The sequence below is a fragment of the Streptomyces sp. NBC_00259 genome (assembly GCF_036181745.1).
GTDB classification, from domain to species: domain Bacteria; phylum Actinomycetota; class Actinomycetes; order Streptomycetales; family Streptomycetaceae; genus Streptomyces; species Streptomyces pratisoli.
The window spans coordinates 2,058,889-2,083,221 of sequence record NZ_CP108080.1 but is presented as its reverse complement, the minus strand read 5'-3'; the positions used below and the strand labels follow the sequence as shown (position 1 = coordinate 2,083,221).

Annotated in this window: 21 protein-coding genes and 1 riboswitch; of the genes, 16 read left to right on the top strand and 5 right to left on the bottom strand. The window is 69.4% G+C overall.

The genetic code is table 11. The features are described from left to right. Nucleotides 1-309 precede the first annotated feature (309 nt). The 5 genes from OG766_RS09375 (at nucleotide 310) to OG766_RS09355 (ending at nucleotide 6,775) form a co-directional block, all read left to right on the top strand. Nucleotides 310-1,095 carry a PspA/IM30 family protein gene (locus tag OG766_RS09375; RefSeq protein WP_266374735.1) on the top strand — a complete coding sequence of 262 codons (786 nt, stop codon included), beginning with the start codon at nucleotides 310-312 and terminating at the stop codon, nucleotides 1,093-1,095. 12 nt (nucleotides 1,096-1,107) lie between these two features. Continuing rightward, complete coding sequence (pspAA, locus tag OG766_RS09370) at nucleotides 1,108-1,386, top strand: PspA-associated protein PspAA (RefSeq protein ID WP_266374737.1); 279 nt, start codon at nucleotides 1,108-1,110, stop codon at nucleotides 1,384-1,386. Between the two features lie 138 nt (nucleotides 1,387-1,524). Beyond that, nucleotides 1,525-2,778, top strand: coding sequence for a sensor histidine kinase (locus tag OG766_RS09365; protein ID WP_328725010.1), 1,254 nt, complete (start codon nucleotides 1,525-1,527; stop codon nucleotides 2,776-2,778). After that, complete coding sequence (locus OG766_RS09360) at nucleotides 2,775-3,461, top strand: response regulator (RefSeq protein WP_266374740.1); 687 nt, start codon at nucleotides 2,775-2,777, stop codon at nucleotides 3,459-3,461. Before OG766_RS09365 ends, OG766_RS09360 begins: the two co-directional genes overlap by 4 nt. Before the next feature lie 149 nt (nucleotides 3,462-3,610). Further along, nucleotides 3,611-6,775 (top strand): efflux RND transporter permease subunit, encoded by a 3,165-nt coding sequence (locus tag OG766_RS09355; protein WP_328725009.1) that lies wholly within the window; start codon nucleotides 3,611-3,613, stop codon nucleotides 6,773-6,775. A 182-nt stretch (nucleotides 6,776-6,957) separates the two neighbouring features. On the opposite strand, the gene nadA is transcribed toward OG766_RS09355, so the two are convergent. Further along, entirely contained in the window at nucleotides 6,958-8,136 is a 1,179-nt protein-coding gene (nadA, locus tag OG766_RS09350) for a quinolinate synthase NadA (protein WP_266374742.1), read from the bottom strand. Nucleotides 8,137-8,415: 279 nt separating this feature from the next. On the opposite strand from nadA, the gene erpA reads away from it, so the two are divergent. Continuing rightward, nucleotides 8,416-8,772, top strand: coding sequence for an iron-sulfur cluster insertion protein ErpA (erpA, locus tag OG766_RS09345; protein ID WP_266378101.1), 357 nt, complete (start codon nucleotides 8,416-8,418; stop codon nucleotides 8,770-8,772). A gap of 63 nt (nucleotides 8,773-8,835) precedes the next feature. On the opposite strand, the gene OG766_RS09340 is transcribed toward erpA, so the two are convergent. Further along, nucleotides 8,836-10,353, bottom strand: a complete 1,518-nt coding sequence (locus tag OG766_RS09340) for a hypothetical protein (RefSeq protein WP_328725008.1) — start codon at nucleotides 10,351-10,353, stop codon at nucleotides 8,836-8,838. Nucleotides 10,354-10,463: 110 nt separating this feature from the next. Then, nucleotides 10,464-10,679, bottom strand: a complete 216-nt coding sequence (locus tag OG766_RS09335; protein ID WP_266374746.1) for a hypothetical protein — start codon at nucleotides 10,677-10,679, stop codon at nucleotides 10,464-10,466. Nucleotides 10,680-10,809: 130 nt separating this feature from the next. On the opposite strand from OG766_RS09335, the gene OG766_RS09330 reads away from it, so the two are divergent. Further along, nucleotides 10,810-11,784 carry a carbohydrate kinase family protein gene (locus OG766_RS09330; RefSeq protein ID WP_266374748.1) on the top strand — a complete coding sequence of 325 codons (975 nt, stop codon included), beginning with the start codon at nucleotides 10,810-10,812 and terminating at the stop codon, nucleotides 11,782-11,784. 84 nt (nucleotides 11,785-11,868) lie between these two features. On the opposite strand, the gene OG766_RS09325 is transcribed toward OG766_RS09330, so the two are convergent. After that, entirely contained in the window at nucleotides 11,869-13,233 is a 1,365-nt protein-coding gene (locus OG766_RS09325; RefSeq protein WP_266374750.1) for a cysteine desulfurase/sulfurtransferase TusA family protein, read from the bottom strand. Nucleotides 13,234-13,515: 282 nt separating this feature from the next. Between OG766_RS09325 and ctaC the strand changes: the two genes are divergently transcribed. The 4 genes from ctaC to OG766_RS09305 all read left to right on the top strand — a co-directional run bounded on the left by ctaC (nucleotide 13,516) and on the right by OG766_RS09305 (nucleotide 18,015). Further along, nucleotides 13,516-14,520, top strand: coding sequence for an aa3-type cytochrome oxidase subunit II (gene ctaC, locus OG766_RS09320; RefSeq protein ID WP_423247023.1), 1,005 nt, complete (start codon nucleotides 13,516-13,518; stop codon nucleotides 14,518-14,520). Continuing rightward, nucleotides 14,517-16,247 (top strand): aa3-type cytochrome oxidase subunit I, encoded by a 1,731-nt coding sequence (gene ctaD, locus OG766_RS09315; protein ID WP_328725007.1) that lies wholly within the window; start codon nucleotides 14,517-14,519, stop codon nucleotides 16,245-16,247. Before ctaC ends, ctaD begins: the two co-directional genes overlap by 4 nt. Further along, entirely contained in the window at nucleotides 16,244-16,642 is a 399-nt protein-coding gene (locus OG766_RS09310; RefSeq protein WP_328725006.1) for a cytochrome c oxidase subunit 4, read from the top strand. The genes ctaD and OG766_RS09310 overlap by 4 nt, the downstream gene beginning before the upstream one ends. Nucleotides 16,643-16,761: 119 nt before the next feature. Next, a complete protein-coding gene (locus OG766_RS09305) occupies nucleotides 16,762-18,015 on the top strand; it encodes a L,D-transpeptidase (RefSeq protein WP_328725005.1) in 1,254 nt (417 codons plus the stop codon). A 36-nt stretch (nucleotides 18,016-18,051) separates the two neighbouring features. On the opposite strand, the gene OG766_RS09300 is transcribed toward OG766_RS09305, so the two are convergent. Further along, nucleotides 18,052-18,450 (bottom strand): hypothetical protein, encoded by a 399-nt coding sequence (locus OG766_RS09300; RefSeq protein ID WP_266374755.1) that lies wholly within the window; start codon nucleotides 18,448-18,450, stop codon nucleotides 18,052-18,054. A gap of 191 nt (nucleotides 18,451-18,641) precedes the next feature. On the opposite strand from OG766_RS09300, the gene ctaE reads away from it, so the two are divergent. From ctaE to trpD, 5 genes are all read left to right on the top strand, one after another. Then, complete coding sequence (gene ctaE / locus OG766_RS09295) at nucleotides 18,642-19,262, top strand: aa3-type cytochrome oxidase subunit III (RefSeq protein WP_266374756.1); 621 nt, start codon at nucleotides 18,642-18,644, stop codon at nucleotides 19,260-19,262. A gap of 65 nt (nucleotides 19,263-19,327) precedes the next feature. Then, the gene (gene qcrC / locus OG766_RS09290; RefSeq protein WP_266374758.1) at nucleotides 19,328-20,137 is read left to right on the top strand and encodes a cytochrome bc1 complex diheme cytochrome c subunit; all 810 of its coding nucleotides are present in this window, start codon (nucleotides 19,328-19,330) and stop codon (nucleotides 20,135-20,137) included. Further along, entirely contained in the window at nucleotides 20,134-21,183 is a 1,050-nt protein-coding gene (gene qcrA, locus OG766_RS09285) for a cytochrome bc1 complex Rieske iron-sulfur subunit (protein WP_266374760.1), read from the top strand. The genes qcrC and qcrA overlap by 4 nt, the downstream gene beginning before the upstream one ends. Beyond that, the gene (gene qcrB / locus OG766_RS09280; RefSeq protein ID WP_266374762.1) at nucleotides 21,180-22,805 is read left to right on the top strand and encodes a cytochrome bc1 complex cytochrome b subunit; all 1,626 of its coding nucleotides are present in this window, start codon (nucleotides 21,180-21,182) and stop codon (nucleotides 22,803-22,805) included. The genes qcrA and qcrB overlap by 4 nt, the downstream gene beginning before the upstream one ends. Before the next feature lie 125 nt (nucleotides 22,806-22,930). Further along, nucleotides 22,931-24,022 (top strand): anthranilate phosphoribosyltransferase, encoded by a 1,092-nt coding sequence (trpD, locus tag OG766_RS09275; RefSeq protein ID WP_266374764.1) that lies wholly within the window; start codon nucleotides 22,931-22,933, stop codon nucleotides 24,020-24,022. A gap of 85 nt (nucleotides 24,023-24,107) precedes the next feature. After that, nucleotides 24,108-24,225: riboswitch (SAM riboswitch) on the top strand. The last annotated feature ends 108 nt before the right edge of the window (nucleotides 24,226-24,333 follow it).

Sequence of the window (24,333 nt, the reverse complement as noted above, 5' to 3'; positions counted from 1 at the left end):
CACAAGGGTACGGGGTGCCGGGCATGGACCCCAGCCCCCGGGGGAACGATCCGGCAACGGCGAGCGTCTGTACGGGGCAGAAGCAGGCAGAACGTACGTTGGCGCGTGTGCACGACGAGGCAACCGCGGCTTCCCCTGACGGTCACCTACTCCTTGCGCTGGATCGCAGCCGTGGACAGGTCGTTCTTGGGGAGGAGCGCATCCGCGCTCGAACAGTGCGGTAATGGATGCAGGGCCCGTACTGTGGGTCCTGGAGTAGCTGGAGCTGAGTCCGTCAGAAGGGGGCGCGCGAAGCCCATGAGCGGTGTCATGAAGCGTATGGGGATGATCTTCCGCGCGAAGGCAAACAAGGCCCTTGACCGGGCCGAGGATCCGCGCGAAACCCTCGATTACTCGTACCAGAAGCAGCTGGAGCTGCTGCAGAAGGTGCGCCGCGGAGTCGCCGACGTGGCGACCTCGCGCAAGCGCCTGGAGCTGCAGCTGAATCAGCTCCAGGGTCAGTCCACGAAGCTGGAGGACCAGGGCCGCAAGGCGCTGGCGCTCGGCCGTGAGGACCTGGCGCGTGAGGCGCTGTCCCGCCGCGCCGCGCTTCAGCAGCAGGTCACCGACCTGGAGACGCAGCACCAGACCCTGCAGGGCGAGGAGGAGAAGCTCACGCTCGCCGCCCAGCGGCTGCAGGCCAAGGTCGACGCCTTCCGTACGAAGAAGGAGACCATCAAGGCCACGTACACGGCGGCCCAGGCGCAGACCCGGATCGGGGAGGCCTTCTCCGGCATCTCCGAGGAGATGGGCGACGTCGGCCTGGCGATCCAGCGCGCCGAGGACAAGACCGCCCAGCTGCAGGCCCGCGCCGGCGCCATCGACGAGCTCCTGGCGTCCGGTGCGCTGGACGACCCGACCGGCATGGCGAAGGACGACATCGCCGCGGAGCTGGACCGGATCTCCGGCGGTACGGACGTCGAGCTGGAGCTGCAGCGCATGAAGGCCGAGCTGGCAGGGGGCAGCAGCGCACAGCAGCAGGCGATCGAGGGCGGCAGCGGTTCGGCGCAGGACCAGGCCCAGGGCCAGACCCAGCACAAGTTCGACAAGCAGTAGGGATGGCGCGTCATGATCGTACGGATCATGGGGGAGGGCCAGTGGAAGGTCGAGGACTGCCACTTCGTCGAGCTGAACAAGCTGGACGACGAGCTGCTCGCCGAGATGGAGTCGGGTGACGGGGCCGGCTTCCGCCGCACCCTGGGCGCCCTGCTCGACGCGGTCCGCCGCTTCGGCGCTCCGCTGCCCGACGACTCCCTGGAGCCGTCCGAGCTGATCCTGCCCTCCCCGGACGCGACGCTCGGCGAGGTCAAGGCGATGCTCAGCGACGACGGCCTCATCCCGGGCTGACCCCGGTACTCGGCACCTCGGCCCGCGCCCGGACACCCTCCGGGCGCGGGCCGGTTTCTGTTGCCCGTGGGGGACCGGGTTCCGTGCCCCTGAGGGAGCGGCGCCCCGGGGGTCGCGCACCCCGTACCGTTGCTTGACGTGACGGCACCTCTGACGGGATTCACCCGGCTCGCGCACACCCGTTGCTGGCTGCGCGCGCATCCGACGGCGTTCGACGCGGCCCTCGCCGTCGCCGTGCTCGTCTGCATGGTCACCGCGTCGTTCGCCGATCCGCACGGGCCGCACGGGCCCACTTTCGGCACCCGTACACCCGAGGTCCGCAGCCTGCTGCTGATGGTGGTCGCGGCCGGGGCCCTGGTGTTCCGGCGGAACCGGCCCGTGGCGGTGCTCGCGGTCACCGCCGCCGTGTCCGTCGTGGAGCTCGTCGCGGGCGATCCGCCCGCCCCCGTCGCCATGTCCGCGGTGGTCGCGCTCTACACGGTCGCCTCCCGCACCGACCGCCCCACCACCTGGCGGGTCGGCCTGCTGACGATGGCCGTGCTGACCGGCTCGGCGATGCTGTTCGGCTCGGCGCCCTGGTACAGCCAGGAGAACCTGGGGCTCTTCGCCTGGACCGGTATGGCGGCCGCGGCGGGCGACGCCGTACGCAGCCGGCGCGCGTTCGTCGACGCCATTCGGGAGCGGGCCGAGCGGGCGGAGCGGACCCGTGAGGAGGAGGCCGGGCGCCGGGTCGCCGAGGAGCGGCTGCGGATCGCCCGCGACCTCCACGATGTCGTCGCGCACCACATCGCCCTGGTCAACGTGCAGGCCGGGGTCGCCGCACACGTCATGGACAAGCGCCCCGACCAGGCCAAGGAGGCGCTCTCCCACGTACGGGAGGCGAGCCGGTCCGCGCTGAACGAGCTGCGCGCCACCGTCGGTCTGCTGCGGCAGTCCGGCGACCCTGAGGCGCCCACCGAGCCGGCCCCGGGACTGGCGGTGCTCGACGCGCTGCTGGACACCTTCCGCAACGCCGGACTGCCGGTCGAGCTGGCCCGTACCGACCACGGCACCGAGCTGCCCGCCGCCGTCGACCTCGCCGCGTACCGGATCATCCAGGAGGCGCTGACCAATGTGCAGAAGCACGGCGGCGCCGACGCCAAGGCCGAGGTGAGCGTCGTCCGGGTGGGCCGCACGGTGGAGGTCACGATCCTCGACAACGGCTGCCCGGCCGGCCAGGGGAGCGGACCTGGGCACGAGGCGGACAGCGGCGGCCACGGACTGATCGGCATGCGCGAACGGGTCACGGCACTCGGCGGCACCCTCAGCGCGGGACCCCGTTACGGAGGAGGCTTCCGGGTGCAGGCGATACTGCCGGTCAAGGCCCACGCGGAGGGGGACGAGGACGCATGACGATCAGGGTGCTGCTCGCCGACGACCAGGCGCTGCTGCGCAGCGCGTTCAAGGTGCTGGTCGACTCGGAGCCGGACATGGAGGTCGTCGGGGAGGCCGCCGACGGCGCACAGGCCGTGGAGCTGGCCCGCTCGGCCCGGGCGGACGTGGTGCTCATGGACATCCGGATGCCCGGTACGGACGGGCTCGCCGCCACCCGCCTGATCAGCGCCGACCCCGCGCTCGCCGATGTGCGGGTGGTGATGCTGACGACGTTCGAGGTGGACGAGTACGTCGTGCAGTCGCTGCGCGCGGGGGCCTCCGGCTTCCTCGGCAAGGGGGCGGAGCCCGACGAACTGCTCAGCGCCATCCGGATCGCCGCGGCCGGGGAGGCGCTGCTCTCGCCCGCCGCGACCAAGGGCCTGATCGCCACCTTCCTCGCGCAGGGCGGCAGTTCGGAGGGCGGCCAGGACTCGGGCGCGTACTCGGAGCGGCTGGCCGCGCTGACCGGCCGGGAACGCGAGGTCCTCGTCCTCGTCGCGGGCGGCCACTCCAACGACGAGATCGCGGAGCGCCTGGAGGTCAGCCCGCTCACCGTCAAGACGCATGTGAACCGGGCGATGGCGAAGCTCGGCGCCCGCGACCGGGCGCAATTGGTGGTCATTGCGTATGAATCGGGCCTGGTACGCCCAAGGGTGGAGTGAGTCTCCACCCGGCAGTACTCCAGGAGGAGTATGCGCCGGATAAGGATGTGGACCTGGGGCCTACGGATTCACCCTCCTGGATGGCCGATCGTATAGAGGGGCACCTGACCATGCCCGCCTCCTGCGTACCGCCACAGAAGAGAGACCCCATGTCCTGGCTGTCCAGATTCAGCCTCGCGCAACGGGCCCTGATAGGGCTGATGTCGATCGTGGCGATCGTCTTCGGAGCGATCGCCATTCCCCAGCTCAAGCAGCAACTGCTGCCCTCCATCGAACTGCCGATGGTGTCGGTGCTGGCCCCCTACCAGGGTGCGTCCCCCGATGTGGTCGAGAAGCAGGTCGTCGAGCCGCTCGAGAGCACCATCAAGGCCGTCGACGGCATCACGGGCATCACCTCCACGGCGAGCGAGGGCAACGCCGTGATCATGGCCACGTTCGACTACGGGGACGAGGGCACCAAGCAGCTCGTCGCCGATGTCCAGCAGGCCGTGAACCGCGCCCGCGTCCAGCTCCCCGACGACGTGGACCCGCAGGTCATCGCCGGTTCCACCGATGACATCCCGACCGTCGTCCTCGCCGTCAGCTCCGACAAGGACCAGCAGGCGCTCGCCGACCAGCTGGAGCGGACCGTCGTCCCGGCCCTGGAGGACATCGACGGCGTCGGCCAGGTCACCATCGACGGCGTCCAGGACCTCCAGGTCTCGGTCACGCCGGACGAGAAGAAGCTGGCCGCGGCCGGGCTGAACACCATGGCCCTCGCCGAGGCGCTCAAGGCGGGCGGCGCGACCGTCCCCGCGGGCTCCTTCTCCGAGGCGGGCAGCAGCCGCACCGTCCAGGTCGGCGGCGGCTTCACCTCGCTGAAGCAGATCGAGGACCTGCGCATCGCGCCGCAGGCCGCCGCGGCGGGCAAGGGCGGCAAGGCCAAGCCGGTCCGGCTCGGCTCCGTCGCCACGGTGGAGCAGGAGGAGTCGCAGCGCGTCTCCATCACCCGGACGAACGGCAGGCCCAGCCTCGCCGTCATGGCCACGATGGACAAGGACGGCAGCGCCGTCGCCATCTCCGACGCGGTCACGGAGAAGCTGCCCGAGCTCCGCAAGGACCTCGGCTCCGGCGCCGAACTCTCCATCGTCTCCGACCAGGGCCCGGCCGTCTCCAAGTCGATCTCCGGTCTGACCACGGAGGGCGCGCTCGGTCTGCTCTTCGCCGTCGTCATCATCCTGGTCTTCCTGGCCTCGATCCGCTCGACGCTCGTCACCGCGGTCTCCATCCCGCTGTCCGTCGTCCTCGCGCTGATCGTGCTGTGGACCCGCGACCTGTCGCTCAACATGCTGACGCTGGGCGCGCTGACCATCGCCATCGGCCGGGTCGTCGACGACTCGATCGTGGTCCTGGAGAACATCAAGCGTCACCTCGGCTACGGAGAGGAGCGCGAGACCGCGATCCTCACGGCCGTGCGCGAGGTGGCGGGCGCCGTCACCTCCTCGACGCTGACCACGGTCGCCGTCTTCCTGCCGATCGGTCTGGTCGGCGGCATGGTCGGCGAGCTGTTCGGCTCGTTCTCGCTGACGGTCACCGCGGCGCTGCTGGCGTCCCTCCTGGTCTCCCTGACCGTCGTGCCCGTCCTGTCGTACTGGTTCCTGCGCGCCCCCAAGGCCGTACGGGACATCGACCCGGACGAGGCGCGCCGCAAGGCCGAGGAGAAGGAGGCCCGCAGCCGGCTCCAGCGGATGTACGTGCCGGTCCTGCGGTTCGCGACCCGTCGCCGCCTCACCAGCGTCGTCCTCGCGATCGTCGTGCTCTTCGGCACCTTCGGCATGGCCCCGCTCCTGAAGACGAACTTCTTCGACCAGGGCGAGCAGGAGGTCATGTCGATCAAGCAGGAGCTGAAGCCCGGCACCAGCCTGGAGGCGGCCGACGCGTCCGCGAAGAAGATCGAGAAGGTCCTCGACGGGATCGACGCGATCAAGGCCTACCAGGTCACCGTCGGCTCCTCCGGCTTCATGGCGGCCTTCGGCGGCGGCACGGGCGCCAACCAGGCCTCGTACCAGCTGACCCTGAAGGACTCCGCGTCCTACGAGAAGACCCGCGACGTCATCGACGAGGAGCTGGGCAAGCTCGACGGGATCGGCGACACGACGATCGCGGCGGGCGACGGCTTCGGCAGCCAGGACCTCAGCGTCGTGGTGAAGGCGGCCGACGCGGACGTCCTGCGCACGGCGTCCGAGCAGGTACGGGACGAGATCGCGAAGCTCGACGACGTCACCGACGTCCAGAGCGACCTGTCCCAGTCCGTGCCGCGGATCTCCGTCAGGGCCAACGCGAAGGCGGCGGACGCCGGCTTCAACGACGCCACGCTCGGCGCCGCGGTCGCCCAGGCGGTGCGCGGTACCCCGGCGGCCACGGCGATCCTCGACGACTCCGAGCGCGATGTCGTCATCACCTCCGCCAAGCCCGCCACGACGATGGCCGAGCTGAAGAAGCTGCCGCTCGGGCCGGTGAAGCTCGGTGACATCGCCGACGTGAAGCTGGTGCCGGGCCCGGTCTCGATGACCCGGATCGACGGTGCGCGCGCCGCGACGATCTCGGCGAAGCCGACCGGTGACAACACGGGCGCCGTGAGCGCGTCGCTCCAGACGAAGATCAACGCGCTGGACCTGCCGGACGGCGCGACCGCGTCCATCGGCGGTGTCTCCGAGGACCAGGACGAGGCCTTCGCCTCGCTGGCCCTGGCGATGCTCGCGGCGATCGCGATCGTCTTCATGCTGCTGGTCGCGACGTTCCGCTCGCTCGTCCAGCCGCTGATCCTGCTGGTGTCCATCCCGTTCGCGGCGACCGGCGCGATCGGTCTGCTGATCGCCACCGGTACGCCGCTGGGCGTGCCGGCGATGATCGGCATGCTGATGCTGATCGGCATCGTGGTCACCAACGCGATCGTGCTGATCGACCTCATCAACCAGTACCGGGCGCAGGGCCTGGGCGTGGTCGAGGCGGTCGTCGAGGGCGGCAGGCACCGGCTCCGCCCGATCCTGATGACGGCCCTGGCGACGATCTTCGCGCTGCTGCCGATGGCGCTGGGCGTCACCGGCCAGGGCGGCTTCATCGCCCAGCCGCTGGCGGTCGTGGTCATCGGTGGTCTGGTGACGTCGACGCTGCTCACGCTGCTGCTGGTGCCGACGCTCTACGCGATGGTCGAACTCCGCAAGGAGCGCCGCCGTGCCAAGCGCGAGGCGAAGCGGGCGCGGAAGTCGGGGCCCGCCGCCCCGGCGGCCCCTGCCCCGTCGGACGACCCCGACCCGCAGCCGGTCAACGCGTAAGCGCGTAACGCCTCCGGCGCGCCGCCCGGTACCGGTCCATCCGGTGCCGGGCGGTTGCCGTTGTGGCCTTCGCCGGGTGCCCGGTGGTTCGCGGCGGTCGCTCCTGGTGCCGCGCGAACGCCGGTGCCCCCGGTACGCGGAGGCGTACCGGGGGCACCGGGGGTCGACGGGGCGCGGCCCCGTTACGGGAGCGCCAGCATGCGCTCCAGCGCCAGCTTCGCGAAGCTCTCGGTCTCGCGGTCGACCTGGATGCGGTTGACCAGGTTGCCCTCCGCCAGGGACTCCAGCGCCCAGACCAGGTGCGGAAGGTCGATGCGGTTCATCGTCGAGCAGAAGCACACCGTCTTGTCGAGGAAGGCGATCTCCTTGCCCTCGGGGGCGAAACGGTTCGCCAGGCGGCGTACCAGATTCAGCTCCGTGCCGATCGCCCACTTGGACCCGGCCGGCGCCGCCTCCAGCGCCTTGATGATGTACTCCGTGGAGCCCACGTAGTCCGCGGCCGCGACGACCTCGTGCTTGCACTCGGGGTGGACCAGGACGTTCACGCCCGGGATGCGCTCGCGGACGTCGTTCACGGAGTCCAGCGAGAAGCGGCCGTGCACCGAGCAGTGGCCGCGCCACAGGATCATCTTCGCGCCGCGCAGCTGCTCGGCGGTGAGCCCGCCGCCCGGCTTGTGCGGGTTGTAGACGACGCAGTCGTCCAGCGACATCCCCATGTCACGGACCGCGGTGTTCCGCCCGAGGTGCTGGTCCGGCAGGAAGAGCACCTTCTCGCCCTGCTCGAAGGCCCAGTCCAGCGCCCGCTTGGCGTTCGACGACGTACAGATCGTGCCGCCGTGCTTCCCGGTGAACGCCTTGATGTCCGCGGAGGAGTTCATGTACGAGACGGGGACGGTCGCCTCGGCGACACCGGCCTCGGTGAGCACGTCCCAGCACTCGGCGACCTGCTCGGCGGTGGCCATGTCGGCCATGGAGCAGCCGGCGGCCAGGTCGGGGAGCACGACCTTCTGGTCGTCACCGGTCAGGATGTCCGCCGACTCGGCCATGAAGTGCACACCGCAGAAGACGATGTACTCGGCCTCGGGGCGGGCCGCCGCGTCCTTCGCGAGCTTGAAGGAGTCGCCGGTGACGTCCGCGAACTGGATGACCTCGTCGCGCTGGTAGTGGTGGCCGAGCACGAAGACCTTGTCGCCGAGCTTCTCCTTCGCCGCACGGGCGCGCTCCACCAGGTCCGGGTCGGACGGGGACGGGAGGTCGCCGGGGCACTCGACGCCGCGCTCGCTCTTGGGGTCGGCCTCACGGCCGAGCAGGAGCAGCGCGAGCGGCGTCGGCTGGACATCCAGGGTTTGGGCGGTGGTCACGTCACGCACCCTTTCTCTTCTCGAGCGGTTGAGCGAGGCGGAAGCCTTTTCGTCTATATGACGCTATCTATCATAACCGCTTCACGTCACTTTGACGATGCCGATAGCGTCGATGTGACGCAATTCCTGGATCGCCGACTGTCCACAGGCTGGTGCCCCCACCGGAGCGTGTGTGCGAGCATGAAGGAGAAAGACTAGGGCTCGTCCGGAATGAATCCGGAGCCCCGCCGGTTGCAGAAGGTCGGCAAGCAGTCTCCGTACAACCCGGGAGAGAAGCAGATGTCCGTATCGGACGAGACCACCACCGTGAGCGACGGCATCCTCCTGTCCGACGCCGCCGCGGCCAAGGTCAAGGCCCTGCTGGACCAGGAAGGCCGGGAGGACCTGGCGCTGCGCGTCGCCGTTCAGCCCGGTGGCTGCTCCGGCCTGCGCTACCAGCTCTTCTTCGACGAGCGCTCGCTCGACGGCGACGTCGTCAAGGAGTTCGACGGGGTGAAGGTCGTCACCGACCGCATGAGCGCCCCGTATCTCGGCGGTGCCTCGATCGACTTCGTCGACACGATCGAGAAGCAGGGCTTCACGATCGACAACCCGAACGCGACGGGCTCCTGCGCCTGCGGCGACTCCTTCAGCTGAGCCCGCACGACAACGCCTGAGGGCGGCGACCCGACCGGGTCGCCGCCCTCAGGCGTTCGTCGCTCACTTGCGGGGAACGGCGTCCCCGCTCTCCACGTCGAGGACGGTGCGCCCGCCCAGCGGCTTGTCCAGCGTCACCTTCGCCGTCAGCTCCTTGGCGATCAGGATGCAGACCCGCCCGGGGTCCGGCCTCGACTCGATGATCTTCACCTTCACCTCGGTGCCGGTCTCGTCCGCGGCCGCCGAGTAGTCGCTGCACACCCCGCCCCAGAAGCGCAGGGTCAGCGTCCGCCCGTCCTTGGCCACGGCGTACGACTCGACGCCCCGCACCGTCGTCTCGGGAAGCTTCGACGGGTCGCCGGGTGACGGCACCGATGTGCCGGGCGGCCTGGCCGGCTCCTGGGTGACGGGTGGGGCGGCCGGCTCCTTCGGCGCCTGCTTCAGATACGCCGGGGCCACGGCGGGCTCGGTCATGGTGAACGGCTGGGCGCCACGCGTCGGCTTCACCTCGAACAGCCAGGACGGGACGAGCGCGGGCCGCCCGGCCACGGAGTGCACGGCGAGCCCGAATTCCGCCTTCGTGATCGTCATCACCTCGTCCGGACCCGTCGTGCCCTTGGGCTCGCACGGTGCGGCGGGTTCCGGCGCGGCCGGCTTCTCCTGACCCGTCAGCGGCCCGGGAGTCGCGCAGCCGCCGATGTCGACCCGGCCGCCACGGCGCGACTCGTTCAGCTGCTTCAGCGTCCGCTCCGCGCCGATCACCGGGTACTCGGGGCCCTTCACGGGCTTGGCCAGCTGACCGCTGCCGCCGCTCACGGTGCCGTCGGCGCCGACATGGACACCGGTCGACCAGCCGTACGTGGGCAGCCCGCCGACCACCGGATCGGCGCGCACGACGCGGACCGAGCCCATCACCTGGGTCGCGTCGAGCCCGGCGTCGCTCTGGCCGACCGCGGCCAGTACGGGAGCGGCGGCCTTCTTCGCGGCCTCCTCGCTCACCGTCCGCACCCCGTCCGTCTCCGGCGCCTGGGGCAGGATGCCTCCACCGGGCCGGCAGACGTCCTTCTTGACGCAGTCGTCGCCCTTCGGCAGCCCGAACCGGGCGAACGACCACGTCCCCGGTGCCTGCCGGTTCACCTGGAGCTGTGGACCGCCGCCGTCCTTCTCGCCACCGGCCTTCCACACATCGCCGTGCAGCCGCGGTGTTCCGGGCACCCCGAGGGCCTCGGCCAGGCGCTTCACCTCGGCCTCGCCCACCGTCCCGTTCGCCTCGTACAGCGGCGCCGAATCCGGGCCGTCGGGCAGCTCGCCCGCCGCCCGGTACTCCACGCCGTAAGGGCTGGGCTCACCTGCCGCGACACCCGTGCCGCCGTCCAGCGCCAGGGGTGGCGGCTTGTCGTCGGCGCCCGGCACGGCGCCGGCTCCGCCGTCGGAGGCCGTCGTGGCGAGGTAGGCACCACCGCCACCCGCGACCAGGACGGCGGCGGCCACCGAGGCGACGGCCAGCGGGGACCGGCGCAGACGGCGGGGGCTGCCTTCGGGTCCGTCGGCGCTGTTCTGGGGCCGCTCCGTACTGCTCACCGCATCGCTCCTTAGGGACCCTCGTCGGGGGACACCCATGGGACGGAGTGGGGGAGCGCGCGGTTCCCCGAGTGCGCCGTACGGGGGTGACGGCGCCGGGGAGGCGTGTGTCAGTCGCCGTACACGGACATCGAGTCGACCAGCCGCGCGGAGGCCGACGGGACGACGATGCCGTGGATCAGCGACGGGTGCACGGGTGCGGCCGCGGTGAGCGGCGGCACGGTCCAGTGCGGCGCCATCCGTGCGCTGTCACCGCGCAGCTCGGCCAGGCTGATCTCGGTGTCCCGGCGCTCAGGAGAGACGGTGTACGACATGTGCTTCGGCATACGGGAACCGTACGCAGGGTTACGTGGCGGAAAAAGCCCTACTATCGGGTAGTTTCCGTGCTTCAGCGCGGGCACCGCGAACCGGTAGCGTTAACTGTCAACGCCGCCTCCCTTCCAGGAGCACTTCGCCGTGCGAATCGCAGTCACCGGCTCCATCGCCACCGACCATCTGATGACCTTCCCCGGCCGTTTCGCCGACCAGCTGGTCGCGGACCAGCTGCACACGGTCTCCCTCTCCTTCCTGGTCGACAACCTCGATGTGCGCAGGGGAGGGGTCGGCGCCAACATCTGCTTCGGGATGGGCCAGCTCGGCACCGGACCCATCCTGGTCGGCGCGGCGGGCGCCGACTTCGACGAGTACCGCGCCTGGCTCGACCGGCACGGCGTGGACACCGCGTCCGTACGGATCTCCGAGGTGCTGCACACCGCGCGCTTCGTCTGCACGACCGACGCCGACCACAACCAGATCGGCTCCTTCTACACGGGCGCGATGAGCGAGGCCCGTCAGATCGAGCTGAAGTCGGTCGCGGACCGGGTCGGCGGACTCGACCTGGTGCTGATCGGCGCCGACGACCCCGAGGCGATGCTCCGGCACACCGAGGAGTGCCGGTCCCGGGGGATCCCGTTCGCCGCGGACTTCTCCCAGCAGATCGCGCGGATGAACGGCGACGAGATCCGGATACTGCTGGACGGGGCGACCTACCTCTTCTCCAACGAGTACGAGAAGGGGCTCATCGAGTCCAAGACCGGCTGGACGGACGAGGAGATCCTGGGCCGCGTCGGCCACCGGGTCACCACCCTCGGCTCGCGCGGTGTGCGCATCGAGCAGAAGGGCGAGGAGGCCATCGAGGTCGGCTGCGCCGAGGAGGAGTCCAAGGTCGACCCGACGGGCGTCGGCGACGCGTTCCGCGCCGGGTTCCTCTCCGGGCTGTCGTGGGGCGTGGGCCTGGAGCGGGCGGCGCAGGTCGGCTGCATGCTCGCGACGCTGGTCATCGAGACCCTGGGCACCCAGGAGTACACCCTGCGCCGCGCCCACTTCATGGACCGCTTCACCAAGGCGTACGGCCACGACGCCGCCTCCGAGGTTCGCGAGCACCTGGCGTAACCCCCGGCTGTCCGTCCCGTCCTCGGTCTCCCCGCGCACCGCGCGGGGAGACCGGGCGCCGGGCCCGGTGCGGAGTCCCGGGGATCAGGTCCGGCGGCGCACCACGTACGCCGTGCCCCGTTCCACCGGCGACTCGCCCACGTACTCCTGGTCGCGCATCTCGCACCAGGCGGGGATGTCCAGGCGCGCCGCCTCGTCGTCGGCCAGGACGGTGACCGTGCCGCCGACCTCCACATCGCCGATGACCTTCGCCAGCTCGATGACGGGCACGGGGCAGCGCCTGCCGAGCGCGTCCACGACGAGGGACGCGGACCCGGCGGAGGCTCCGGGGGAGACGGGCGCGCCGAGCCGCCCGCGGACGTCGGCGATCACCCCGGGGAGGATCTCCAGGAAGCGGTCCACGTCCGCCTCCTGCGTGCCCGGCGGCAGCGACACCCGTACGTTGCCCTCGCTCAGCACCCCCATCGCCCGCAGCACATGGCTCGGCGTGAGCGTCGAACTCGTGCACGACGAGCCGGAGGACACGGAGAAACCCGCCCGGTCCAGCTCGTGCAGCACGGTCTCCCCGTCGACATAGAGACAGGAGAAGGTGACGAGATGCGGCAGCCGGCGCACCGGGTCGCCGACCACCTCCACGTCCGGCACCAGCTCCGGAACGCTCGCCCGGATCCGGTCCACCAGCGCCCGCAGCCGCCGGGCCTCCTCCCGTGCCCCGTCCCGTACCGCCCGCAGGGACGCCGCGGCCGCCACGATCGCCGGGATGTTCTCGAAGCCGGGCGCACGGCCCGACTCCCGCTCGTCCGCGGGGTGTTGGGAGGCGAACCGGACGCCCTTGCGGACCGCGAGCAGCCCCACACCCGCCGGTCCGCCCCATTTGTGCGCGCTCGCGGTCAGCAGCGACCAGTCCCCGGCGACCGGGCCCCAGCCGAGCGACTGCGCGGCGTCGACGAGCAGCGGCACCCCTGCCGCCCGGCACGCCTCGGCGACCTCGGCGACCGGCTGCTCGGTACCGACCTCGTGGTTCGCGGACTGGAGGCACGCGAGCGCGGTGTCCTCGCGCAGTGCCTGACCGAACACGCCCGGTGACACCGCGCCCCAGCGATCCACCGGGACCTCGGTGACCGGACGGCCCTCCGCCGCGTGCAGCACCGCGGAGTGCTCGACCGCCGACACCACCAGATGGCTCCCGACACGCCGGCGGCCCGCCAGCGCGCCCGAGATGCCCGTATGGATGGCCCGTGTCCCCGAAGGGGTGAAAACGAGCTCGTCGGGGCGGCATCCCACGGCGTCCGCCGCGGCCTCCCGGGCCGCGTCCAGCAGCAGGCGCGCCCGGCGACCCTCGCGGTACAGCCGGGCGGGGTCCGCCCAGCCCTCGTCGAGGGAGGCCTGGAGGGCCTGCCGGGCGACGGGGTGCAGCGGGGCGGAGGACGCGGCGTCGAAGTAGGGCACGTTTCCACGCTAACGCGCCGCTTCGGAGAAGGCGTCAGAAGGCCGCCGCGAGCCCTCAGTCGGGGTCCGTGACCAGCCCCGGGACCGTTCCCGGAACCGCACGGTCCACCCCTTCGGGTCGTCGGACGGCGCGTTGGGCACCCTCCATGCGCGACCCCAAATAGCGTCCAGTAGGGTTTGGTCCGCATAAACATCCAAACCCCTGCCCGCGTCAGGGCCGGCGACCGACCAGCGAGACGGCCGCAGCCGGTTGCGCGGGCGAGACTCTCGGGAAGGCGCTACGTGAGTCCCAACGGCTCCGACCTCCCCCACCGCCCGCCGGGCGTGGGCGGTTCCCCCATGTCGCGGCGCCCGATGCGGCGGAAGCTGCCGCAGGTGCTGACTGCGGGCTTGATCGTGGCAACCGCCACTGGTTGCTCCCCCACTTGGGAGGACTTCCCCCGCCTCGGAATGCCCACCCCCGTCACGGAGGAGGCTCCCCGGATCCTCTCCCTCTGGCAGGGCTCCTGGGCGGCCGCCCTCGCCGTGGGTGTGCTGGTGTGGGGTCTGATCCTGTGGAGCATCATCTTCCACCGGCGCAGCCGGACCAAGGTCGAGGTTCCCCCACAGACCCGGTACAACATGCCCATCGAGGCGCTGTACACCGTGGTTCCGCTCATCATCGTCTCGGTGCTCTTCTACTTCACCGCGCGCGATGAGTCGAAGCTCCTGGCCCTCTCCGACGAGCCGGCCCACACCGTCAATGTGGTCGGCTACCAGTGGAGCTGGGGCTTCAACTACCTCGAGGACGTGGACGGCAACCCCGCCTCGGGCGACGCTCAGGCCGACAAGAACCTGAACGCGATTCCGGACAAGTACACCAACGACTTCCCCAAGGGTGCCGAGGGCGTCTACGACGCCGGCATCCCGGGCACCCGGAACCCGCAGACCGGCAACCCCGGCCCCACACTGTGGCTGCCGAAGGGCGAGAAGGTCCGCTTCATCCTGACCTCCCGGGACGTCATCCACTCCTTCTGGGTGGTGCCCTTCCTGTTCAAGCAGGACGTCATCCCCGGTCACACCAACGTCTTCGAGGTCACGCCGAACCAGGAGGGCACCTTCCTGGGCAAGTGCGCCGAGCTCTGCGGTGTCGACCACTCCCGGATGCTCTTCAACGTCAAGGTCGTCTCCCCGGAGCGCTACCAGCAGCACCTGAAGGAGCTCGCCGAGAAGGGGCAGACCGGCTTCATCCCGTCGGGCATTGAGCAGTCGGACCCGGCCCGGAATGCGGAGAAGAACCAACTGTGAGCATCCTCAACGAACCCCAGGGTGCTGCGACGACTGACGACTCGTACGAGAACGAGCTCCCGGTCCGTAGCAGGCAGCCCGGCAATGTGGTCGTGAAGTGGCTGACGACCACCGACCACAAGACCATCGGCACGCTCTATCTGGCGACGTCGTTCGTCTTCTTCTGCATCGGCGGTCTGCTGGCGCTCTTCATGCGCGCCGAGCTGGCCCGTCCGGGTACGCAGATCATGTCGAACGAGCAGTTCAACCAGGCGTTCACGATGCACGGCACGATCATGCTGCTGATGTTCGCGACGCCGCTGTTCGCCGGATTCGCCAACTGGATCATGCCGCTGCAGATCGGCGCGCCCGACGTGGCGTTCCCGCGGCTGAACATGTTCGCGTACTGGCTGTACCTCTTCGGCTCCATCATCGCGGTGGCGGGCTTCATCACCCCGAACGGTGCGGCCGACTTCGGCTGGTTCGCCTACTCCCCGCTGTCGGACGCGGTCCGCTCGCCGGGTGTCGGCGCCGACATGTGGATCATGGGTCTGGCCTTCTCCGGCTTCGGCACGATCCTCGGTTCGGTCAACTTCATCACCACGATCATCTGCATGCGCGCGCCCGGCATGACGATGTTCCGGATGCCGATCTTCACCTGGAACGTGCTGCTGACCGGTGTGCTGGTCCTGCTCGCCTTCCCGGTGCTGGCCGCCGCCCTGTTCGCCCTGGAGGCGGACCGTAAGTTCGGCGCCCACATCTTCGACGCGTCGAACGGCGGCGCGTTGCTATGGCAGCACCTCTTCTGGTTCTTCGGCCATCCAGAGGTGTACATCATCGCCCTGCCGTTCTTCGGAATCGTCTCCGAGGTCATCCCGGTCTTCAGCCGCAAGCCGATGTTCGGTTACATCGGCCTGGTGGCCGCGACCATCGCGATCGCCGGTCTGTCCGTGACCGTGTGGGCCCACCACATGTACGTCACCGGCGGAGTGCTATTGCCGTTCTTCTCCTTCATGACCTTCCTGATCGCGGTACCGACCGGTGTGAAGTTCTTCAACTGGATCGGCACCATGTGGAAGGGCTCACTGTCCTTCGAGACCCCGATGCTCTGGACGATCGGCTTCCTGATCACCTTCACCTTCGGTGGTCTGACCGGCGTCATCCTGGCCTCGCCCCCGATGGACTTCCACGTCTCCGACTCGTACTTCGTCGTCGCGCACTTCCACTACGTCGTCTTCGGCACCGTGGTCTTCGCGATGTTCGCCGGATTCCACTTCTGGTGGCCGAAGTTCACGGGCAAGATGCTGGACGAGCGGCTCGGCAAGATCACGTTCTGGACGCTGTTCATCGGCTTCCACGGCACGTTCCTGGTCCAGCACTGGCTGGGCGCCGAGGGCATGCCGCGCCGTTACGCCGACTACCTGGCCGCCGACGGGTTCACCGCGCTGAACACCATCTCCACGATCAGCTCGTTCCTGCTCGGTCTGTCGATCCTGCCGTTCATCTACAACGTCTGGAAGACCGCGAAGTACGGCAAGAAGATCGAGGTCGACGACCCGTGGGGCTACGGCCGTTCACTCGAATGGGCGACATCCTGCCCGCCGCCGCGGCACAACTTCCTCACCCTGCCGCGGATCCGCTCCGAATCCCCGGCGTTCGATCTGCACCACCCGGAGATCGCGGCTCTCGACCAGCTCGACCACGCCGGTCACGGTGCCATCAGCGCTGACAAGGAGGCCGGCAAGTGAAGATCCAAGGCAGGATGTTCATCTGGCTGAGCGTCTTCATCCTCGCCATGGCCATCCTCTACGGCGTGTGGTCGAAGGAGCCGGCCGGTACGACGGCGCTCTTCCTGGCCTTCGGCCTGAGCATCATGATCGGCTACTACCTGGCCTTCACGGCCCGGCGAGTGGACGCCATGGCCCAGGACAACAAGGAGGCCGACGTCGCGGACGAAGCCGGTGAGGTGGGCTTCTTCTCCCCGCACAGCTGGCAGCCGCTCTCGCTGGCCGTCGGCGGTGCGCTGGCCTTCCTGGGCGTCGCCATCGGCTGGTGGATCCTGTACTTCTCGGCCCCGCTGATCCTGGTCGGGCTGTTCGGCTGGGTCTTCGAGTACTACCGCGGCGAGAACCAGAACCAGTAGCGAATCCGCTGCTCCGCACTGCGCAGGGGCCCGGACACTGACCCGAACGGGTGTGTCCGGGCCCCTCGTTTGCAGTCATCCGGCGCGCCGCTGCCGGGGGTTCTTCATAGCGTGTGCTCATGAACGACACGCCGCGCAAGCGCACCGTAGTGAGCTGCACAGTGCTGGCCCTGGTCATCGGGGCGGGGGCGACCGCGTGCAGCGGCCAGGACAGCCATCCGTTGTCGGCGAGGCCGTACGACGCGGCGCGTCAGGTAACCATGAACGCACCCGCAGCGGGCAAGAAGGCGGACCCGGACAAGCCCCTGGAGGTCACCGCCAAGGGCAAGGACGGCCGGATCACGGACGTCACCGCCGTCGACACCGCCGGACGCTACCTGGCCGGGGAACTCTCCGCGGACGGCGCCAGATGGCGCTCCACGGGCCCTCTCGCGGCCGGAACGCGCTACACCGTCAAGGTGTCCACGGAGGACGGCCACGGCGCTCCCGGCGTCCGTACCGTGACCTTCGAGACCGCGTCCCCGAAACGGATACTCGACGTCGCGCTGGGCCCGAAGGCGGGCACCTACGGCGTCGGACAGCCCATCACCGCCGAGCTCAGCGCGCCCGTGGCCGCCAAGGAGGCCAGAGCCGCCGTCGAACGCGCCCTGAAGGTCCAGTCCTGGCCGGGCGTGGAGGGTGCCTGGCACTGGGTGGACGACAAGAAACTGCACTACCGCCCGAAGGAGTACTGGCCGACGGGCGCCGTCGTCGAGGTGCACAGCAACCTGGAAGGCGTAAAGGTCGGCGATCACCTGTACGGAGGAGCCGCGAAGCCCCTCAAGCTGACGATCGGCGACCGCGTGGAGGCCATCACCGACGCGAGCACCCACCAGATGACGGTGAAGCGCAACGGAGAAGTGATCAACACCATTCCGGTGACCACCGGCAAGCCGGGCTTCTCCACCCGTAACGGCGTCAAGGTGGTGCTCGGCAAGGAGTACTTCGTACGGATGCGCGGCACCAGCATCGGCATCCCCGTCGGCAGCGCGGAGTCCTACGACCTGCCCGTCTACTACGCGACGCGGGTCACCTGGAGCGGTGAGTACGTCCACGCCGCGCCCTGGTCGACCGGCTCCCAGGGGTACGCCAACGTGAGCCACGGCTGCACCGGAATGTCCACCGGCAACGCCGCCTGGTTCTACAACACCGTCCGCGAGGGCGACATCGTCAAGGTCGTCAACAGCCTGGGCGAGGCCATGGATCCGTTCGGGAACGGCTTCGGCGACTGGAACCTGGACTGGGACCAGTGGCGCACGGGCAGCGCACTGCTGGAGGGGACCAGGGACGGCAGCGGCGCCGCCGACGACGCACGGCTGCGTCCCCGCATCTGACCCCGGCCGGACCCGCACGGGGGCGGGCCGCCGGGCTCAGGCCGCGGCCCGCCCCTTGCGCAGCAGACCGGCCAGCGCGTCGGCGAACTCCACCGGCTCCACCGGAAGTGTCACGGCGGCGTCCGCGCGGCTCCAGGTGGCCAGCCAGGCGTCCTGCGGACGCCCCATGAGCACCAGGACCGGCGGGCAGCGGAAGATCTCGTCCTTGATCTGCCGGCAGACGCCCATACCGCCCGCGGGCACCGCCTCGCCGTCCAGCACACAGACGTCGATCCCGCCCTTGTCCAGCTGCTTGAGGACCGCGGGGAGGGTCGCGCACTCGATGAACTCGACCGCGGGAACGTCGGCGGCCGGGCGCCGGCCCGTGGCGAGCCGCACCTGTTCGCGGGTGCCGGCGTTGTCGCTGTACACCAGCACCGTGGCGGTCGACTGCATTGTTCCTCCGGTTTCGTCGGGGAGAACTGCGGGCTGAACCGATGCGCCGGATGCTACCCCTCACAGCGCCCCGACAGCACCGCTCGTGACGGCCCAATGACGGCATCTGATGGGCCGTTCGGGCTGGACACGGCTCACTGACACACCGAACGGCACCCCCCGGAGTGAGGGCTGGATAAGCGACCGACATAATGTCGGTCGTGGCGACAGCAACGACAGTAGAAACCGGGCACGCGCACCCGTCGGTCAATCGGCCGAACCTCACCAGCGTCGGAACCATCATCTGGCTGAGTTCCGAGCTGATGTTCTTCGCGGCCCTCTTCGCGATGTACTTCACCCTGCGATCGGTGCTGGGTGCCGAGTACTGGGCAGAACAGGCTTCGGCCCTGAACTTCCCCTTCTCGGCGACCAACACCACGATCCTGGTGCTCTCCTCCCTCACCTGCCAGCTCGGCGTGTTCGCCGCCGAGCGCGGTGACGTGAAGAAGCTCCGCACCTGGTTCGTGATCACGTTCGTGATGGGTGCGATCTTCATCGGCGGCCAGGTGTTCGAGTACACCGAGCTGGTCAAGCACGAGGGCCTCTCGCTCTCCTCCGACCCGTACGGCTCGGTCTTCTACCTGACCACCGGCTTCCACGGACTGCATGTGACGGGCGGTCTCATCGCCTTCCTGCTCGTTCTCGGCAGGACGTACGCGGCCCGGAGATTCACCCATGAGCAGGCAACCGCCGCCATCGTCGTGTCCTACTACTGGCACTTCGTCGATGTCGTCTGGATCGGCCTCTTCGCCACGATCTACATGATCAAGTAGCCGGGCTCGTACCCGCACACATTCCAGAAGCATCGACGCAGAAGATCCTGACACCGGGGTAATCCGTGAAAAAGCTCTCCGCACGACGACGCCATCCGCTGGCGGCGGTCGTCGTCCTACTTCTCGCGCTGGCGGCCACTGGGGGGCTGTACGCCGCGTTCGCGCCCGCGGACAAGGCGCAGGCCGATGAAACCGCCCAGTCCCTCGCCATCGAGGAGGGCAAGAAGCTCTACACCGTCGGCTGCGCCAGCTGCCACGGAACCGGCGGTCAGGGCACCTCAGACGGCCCGTCCCTGGTCGGCGTCGGTTCCGCCGCCGTGGACTTCCAGGTCGGCACCGGCCGTATGCCCGCGCAGCAGCCGGGCGCCCAGGTGCCGAAGAAGAAGGTCATCTACTCGCAGGCCCAGATCGACCAGCTCGCGGCGTACGTCGCTTCCCTCGGCGCCGGCCCGATCACGCCGACCGCGAAGCAGTACAGCCCCGACGGTGCCGACATCGCCAAGGGCGGTGACCTGTTCCGCACCAACTGCGCCCAGTGCCACAACTTCACGGGTGAGGGCGGTGCGCTGACGCACGGCAAGTACGCCCCGAACCTCGAAGGCGTGAGCCCGAAGCACATCTACGAGGCCATGCAGACCGGCCCGCAGAACATGCCCTCCTTCCCCGACACGACGATGCCGGAGCAGGAGAAGCGGGACATCATCGCCTACATCCAGACCGTCAACAGCGGCGAGTCGGCAAGCCCGGGCGGTCTCAGCCTGGGTGGCCTCGGCCCCGTCAGCGAGGGACTGTTCGCCTGGGTGTTCGGTCTGGGTGCGCTGATCACCGTTGCCATCTGGGTCGCGGCCCACACCGCTAAGGCCAAGAAGTCATGAGTAGCCAAGACATTCCAGAAGAGACCCTGCCCTCCGAGCAGGACCACGCGCGCGGCACCGTGGAGGCGAAGGACCCCTTCGCCGACCCCGGGCTTCCGGCCCACAAGCCGCGCGTCCAGGACATCGACGAGCGGGCCGCCAAGCGGTCCGAGCGTACGGTCGCCCTCCTGTTCACGCTGTCGATGCTGGCGACGATCGCCTTCATCGCCTCCTACGTGATCTTCCCGGTCGACGAGATCGTCTACATCTGGCCGTTCGGTCATGTGAGCGCGCTGAACTTCTCGCTGGGCATCACGCTCGGTCTGGCGCTGTTCTGCATCGGCGCGGGTGCCGTCCACTGGGCCCGCACCCTGATGTCCGACACGGAGATCGCCGACGAGCGTCACCCGATCGAGGCCGAGCCCGAGGTCAAGGCCAAGGTCCTGGCCGACTTCGCGGCCGGTGCGCAGGAGTCCGGCTTCGGCCGTCGCAAGCTGATCCGCAACACCATGTTCGGCGCGCTGGCCATGGTGCCGCTGTCCGGTGTGGTGCTGCTGCGCGACCTGGGCCCGCTGCCCGAGGACAAGCTCCGGCACACGCTGTGGGCCAAGGGCAAGCAGCTCATCAACATGAACACCAACGAGCCGCTGCGTCCCGAGGACGTCGTCGTCGGTTCGCTGACGTTCGCCATGCCCGAGGGTCTGAGCGAGCACGACCACAGCTTCCAGACCGAGATCGCCAAGGCCGCCCTGATGATCGTCCGGATCCAGCCGGAGGACATCAAGGACAAGCGCGAGCTCGAGTGGTCCCACGACGGCATCGTGGCGTACTCGAAGATCTGCACCCACGTGGGCTGCCCGATCTCCCTGTACGAGCAGCAGACGCACCACGTGCTCTGCCCGTGCCACCAGTCCACCTTCGACCTCTCCGACGGCGCCCGCGTCATCTTCGGCCCGGCCGGTCACGCCCTTCCGCAGCTGCGGATCGGTGTGAATGACGAAGGCTTCCTCGAAGCGCTCGGCGACTTCGACGAGCCCGTCGGTCCTGCCTTCTGGGAGCGCGGATGAGCACCAACGACGCAAACAAGCGGAAAGCGCCCGCGGGTGAGCGGGTCGCGGACTGGGCCGACGGCCGCCTGGGGATCTACTCCCTGGCCAAGACCAACATGCGCAAGATCTTCCCGGACCACTGGTCCTTCATGCTGGGTGAGGTCGCGCTCTACAGCTTCATCGTCGTCATCCTCACGGGTGTCTATCTGACGCTGTTCTTCCACCCGTCGATGAACGAGGTGGAGTACCACGGTTCGTACGTCCCGATGCAGGGCGTGCTGATGTCGGAGGCGTTCGCCTCGACCCTGGACATCAGCTTCGACGTCCGCGGTGGTCTGCTCATCCGGCAGATCCACCACTGGGGTGCGCTGATCTTCCTCGCGGCCATGATGGTCCACATGATGCGCGTCTTCTTCACGGGCGCGTTCCGCAAGCCGCGTGAGATCAACTGGCTGTTCGGCTTCCTGCTGTTCGTCCTCGGCATGTTCACCGGCTTCACCGGTTACTCGCTCCCGGACGACCTGCTCTCCGGCACCGGTGTCCGCTTCATGGAGGGCGCGGTCCTGTCCGTCCCGGTCGTCGGCACGTACCTGTCGATGTTCCTGTTCGGCGGCGAGTTCCCGGGCGGCGACTTCGTGGCCCGGTTCTACTCGGTCCACATCCTGCTGCTGCCGGGCATCATGCTCGGCCTGCTGGTGGCGCACCTGATCCTGGTCTTCTACCACAAGCACACGCAGTTCGCGGGTCCCGGCCGGACCGAGAAGAACGTCGTCGGCATGCCCCTGCTGCCGATCTACATGGCCAAGGCCGGCGGCTTCTTCTTCCTGGTCTTCGGTGTCATCGCGGTCGTCTCGGCCATCGCCACGATCAACCCGATCTGGTCGATCGGCCCGTACCGCCCGGACCAGGTGTCCACCGGTGCGCAGCCCGACTGGTACATGGGCTTCTCCGAGGGTCTGATCCGTGTGATGCCCGGCTGGGAGATCAACCTCTGGGGCCACACGCTGGTCCTGGGCGTCTTCATCCCGCTGGTGATCTTCCCGCTGGTGCTGGTGGCGATCGCGGTCTACCCGTTCGTCGAGTCCTGGGTCACCGGTGACAAGCGCGAGCACCACATCCTGGACCGCCCGCGCAACGCCCCGACCCGTACGGCCTTCGGCGTGGCCTGGCTGACCTGGTACTTCGTGTTGCTGATCGGTGGTGGAAACGACCTCTGGGCGACCCACTTCAACCTGTCGATCAACTCGATCACCTGGTTCGTCCGGATCTTCTTCTTCGCCGGACCGGTCCTCGCCTTCATCATCACCAAGCGGATCTGCCTGGGTCTGCAGCGGCGCGACCGCGACAAGGTGCTGCACGGACGCGAGTCCGGCATCATCAAGCGGCTCCCGCACGGTGAGTTCGTCGAGGTCCACGAGCCGCTGACGCAGGAGGCCCTGCACACGCTCACGGCGCACGAGCAGTACAAGCCGACCGAGATCGGCCCGACGGTCGACGAGAACGGTGTCGAGCGCAAGGTGCCGCGCAGCCAGAAGCTCCGGGCACGGCTGAGCAAGGCGTACTACGGCGAGGGCAACCAGATCGAGAAGCCGACGGTCGAGGAGTACAAGGAGATCACGAGCGGCCACGGCCACCACTGATCCCACCCGCTGATCGCAGCGATCGCCACGGCAGGGGCCCCGTCCACTCGATGGACGGGGCCCTTTGCCGTGCCCGGGGCTCGATAGGGTGGAGACATCCCATACGTACGGACCCAGGAGCGACCATGAGCGCTGTGACCCCCGCAGGTGGGGGTACCCCCGGCGGAGTGAGGGGGAGCACTACCGCGGCGGGCCGTTCCTGGCCCGGGGTACTGGACTCCCTGCTCTACGGACGCGACCAGAGCGCGGACGCCACCGCCTGGGCGATGGACCGGATCCTGCGGGGCGAGGCCACCGACGCGCAGATCGCGGGATTCGCCGTCGCCCTGCGCGCCAAGGGGGAGACCGTCGAGGAGATCGCCGGGCTCGTACGGACGATGTACGAGCACGCCAGGACGATCGAGGTCCCCGGGGCGACCGTCGACATCGTGGGCACGGGCGGCGACGGCGCCAAGACCGTCAACATCTCGACGATGTCCGCGATCGTCGTCGCCGGCACCGGCGCGAAGGTCGTCAAGCACGGCAACCGTGCGGCGTCCAGCGCCAGCGGCGCCTCCGACGTCCTGGAGAAGCTCGGCGTCAATCTGGAGCTGACGCCGCAGCGGGTCGCGGAGGTCGCCGAGGAGGCCGGGATCACCTTCTGCTTCGCCGTGAAGTTCCACCCCGCCCTGCGGCATGTGGCGGCGGCGCGCAAGGAACTCGGCATCCGTACGACGTTCAACTTCCTGGGTCCGCTGACCAACCCCGCACGGGTCAAGGCGCAGGCCACCGGTGTCGCCGACGCCCGGATGGCGCCGATCATGGCCGGGGTGCTGGCCGAGCGCGGCTCCAGCGCGCTGGTCTTCCGCGGGGACGACGGACTCGACGAGCTCACCACGACCGCGACCTCCCGGGTGTGGGTGGTGCGCGACGGCGCGGTGCGTGAGGAGGCCTTCGACCCGCGGGACGTCGGTATCGAACTGGTCCCGGTGGAGGCGCTGCGCGGCGCGGACGCCTCGTACAACGCGGACGTGGCCCGCAGACTGCTCGCCGGCGAGACCGGGCCGGTGCGGGACGCGGTGCTGCTGAACTCGGCGGCGGCGCTGGCCGCGCTGGGGGACGGCGAGGGCGACCTGGTGGACCGGCTCAGGACCGGCATGGCGCAGGCGGCGGAGTCCATCGACTCGGGCGCGGCGAAGCGGGCGCTGGAGCGCTGGGTGGCGGCGAGCAATCGCTAGGCGCCGATCCATGTGACGCAGGGCGCAGTCCGCATGACGGACTGCGCCTTGCGCGCTCCGGAACGTGTGGCAGGATTCTCCTCAAGGTCATGAGTGACAGCGACTACGGCCCCGGCCCGCTGTCCGGCAACCCTCCGTCCGTGGCGGGGTGCCCCGGGTGAAGACCAGGTCGTAGGCAGCGAGGTCTACGGCAAGCGCGGACCCCTGCCCCTGGGGTCCTGGTCCTCAAGGGAGCTGTCTCGTGAGCAAGCGAATGCGCTAGGGCCCCTCGGCCCCTCTTCCCTCACCTCCGTACGTGCGTGCCGTCACGC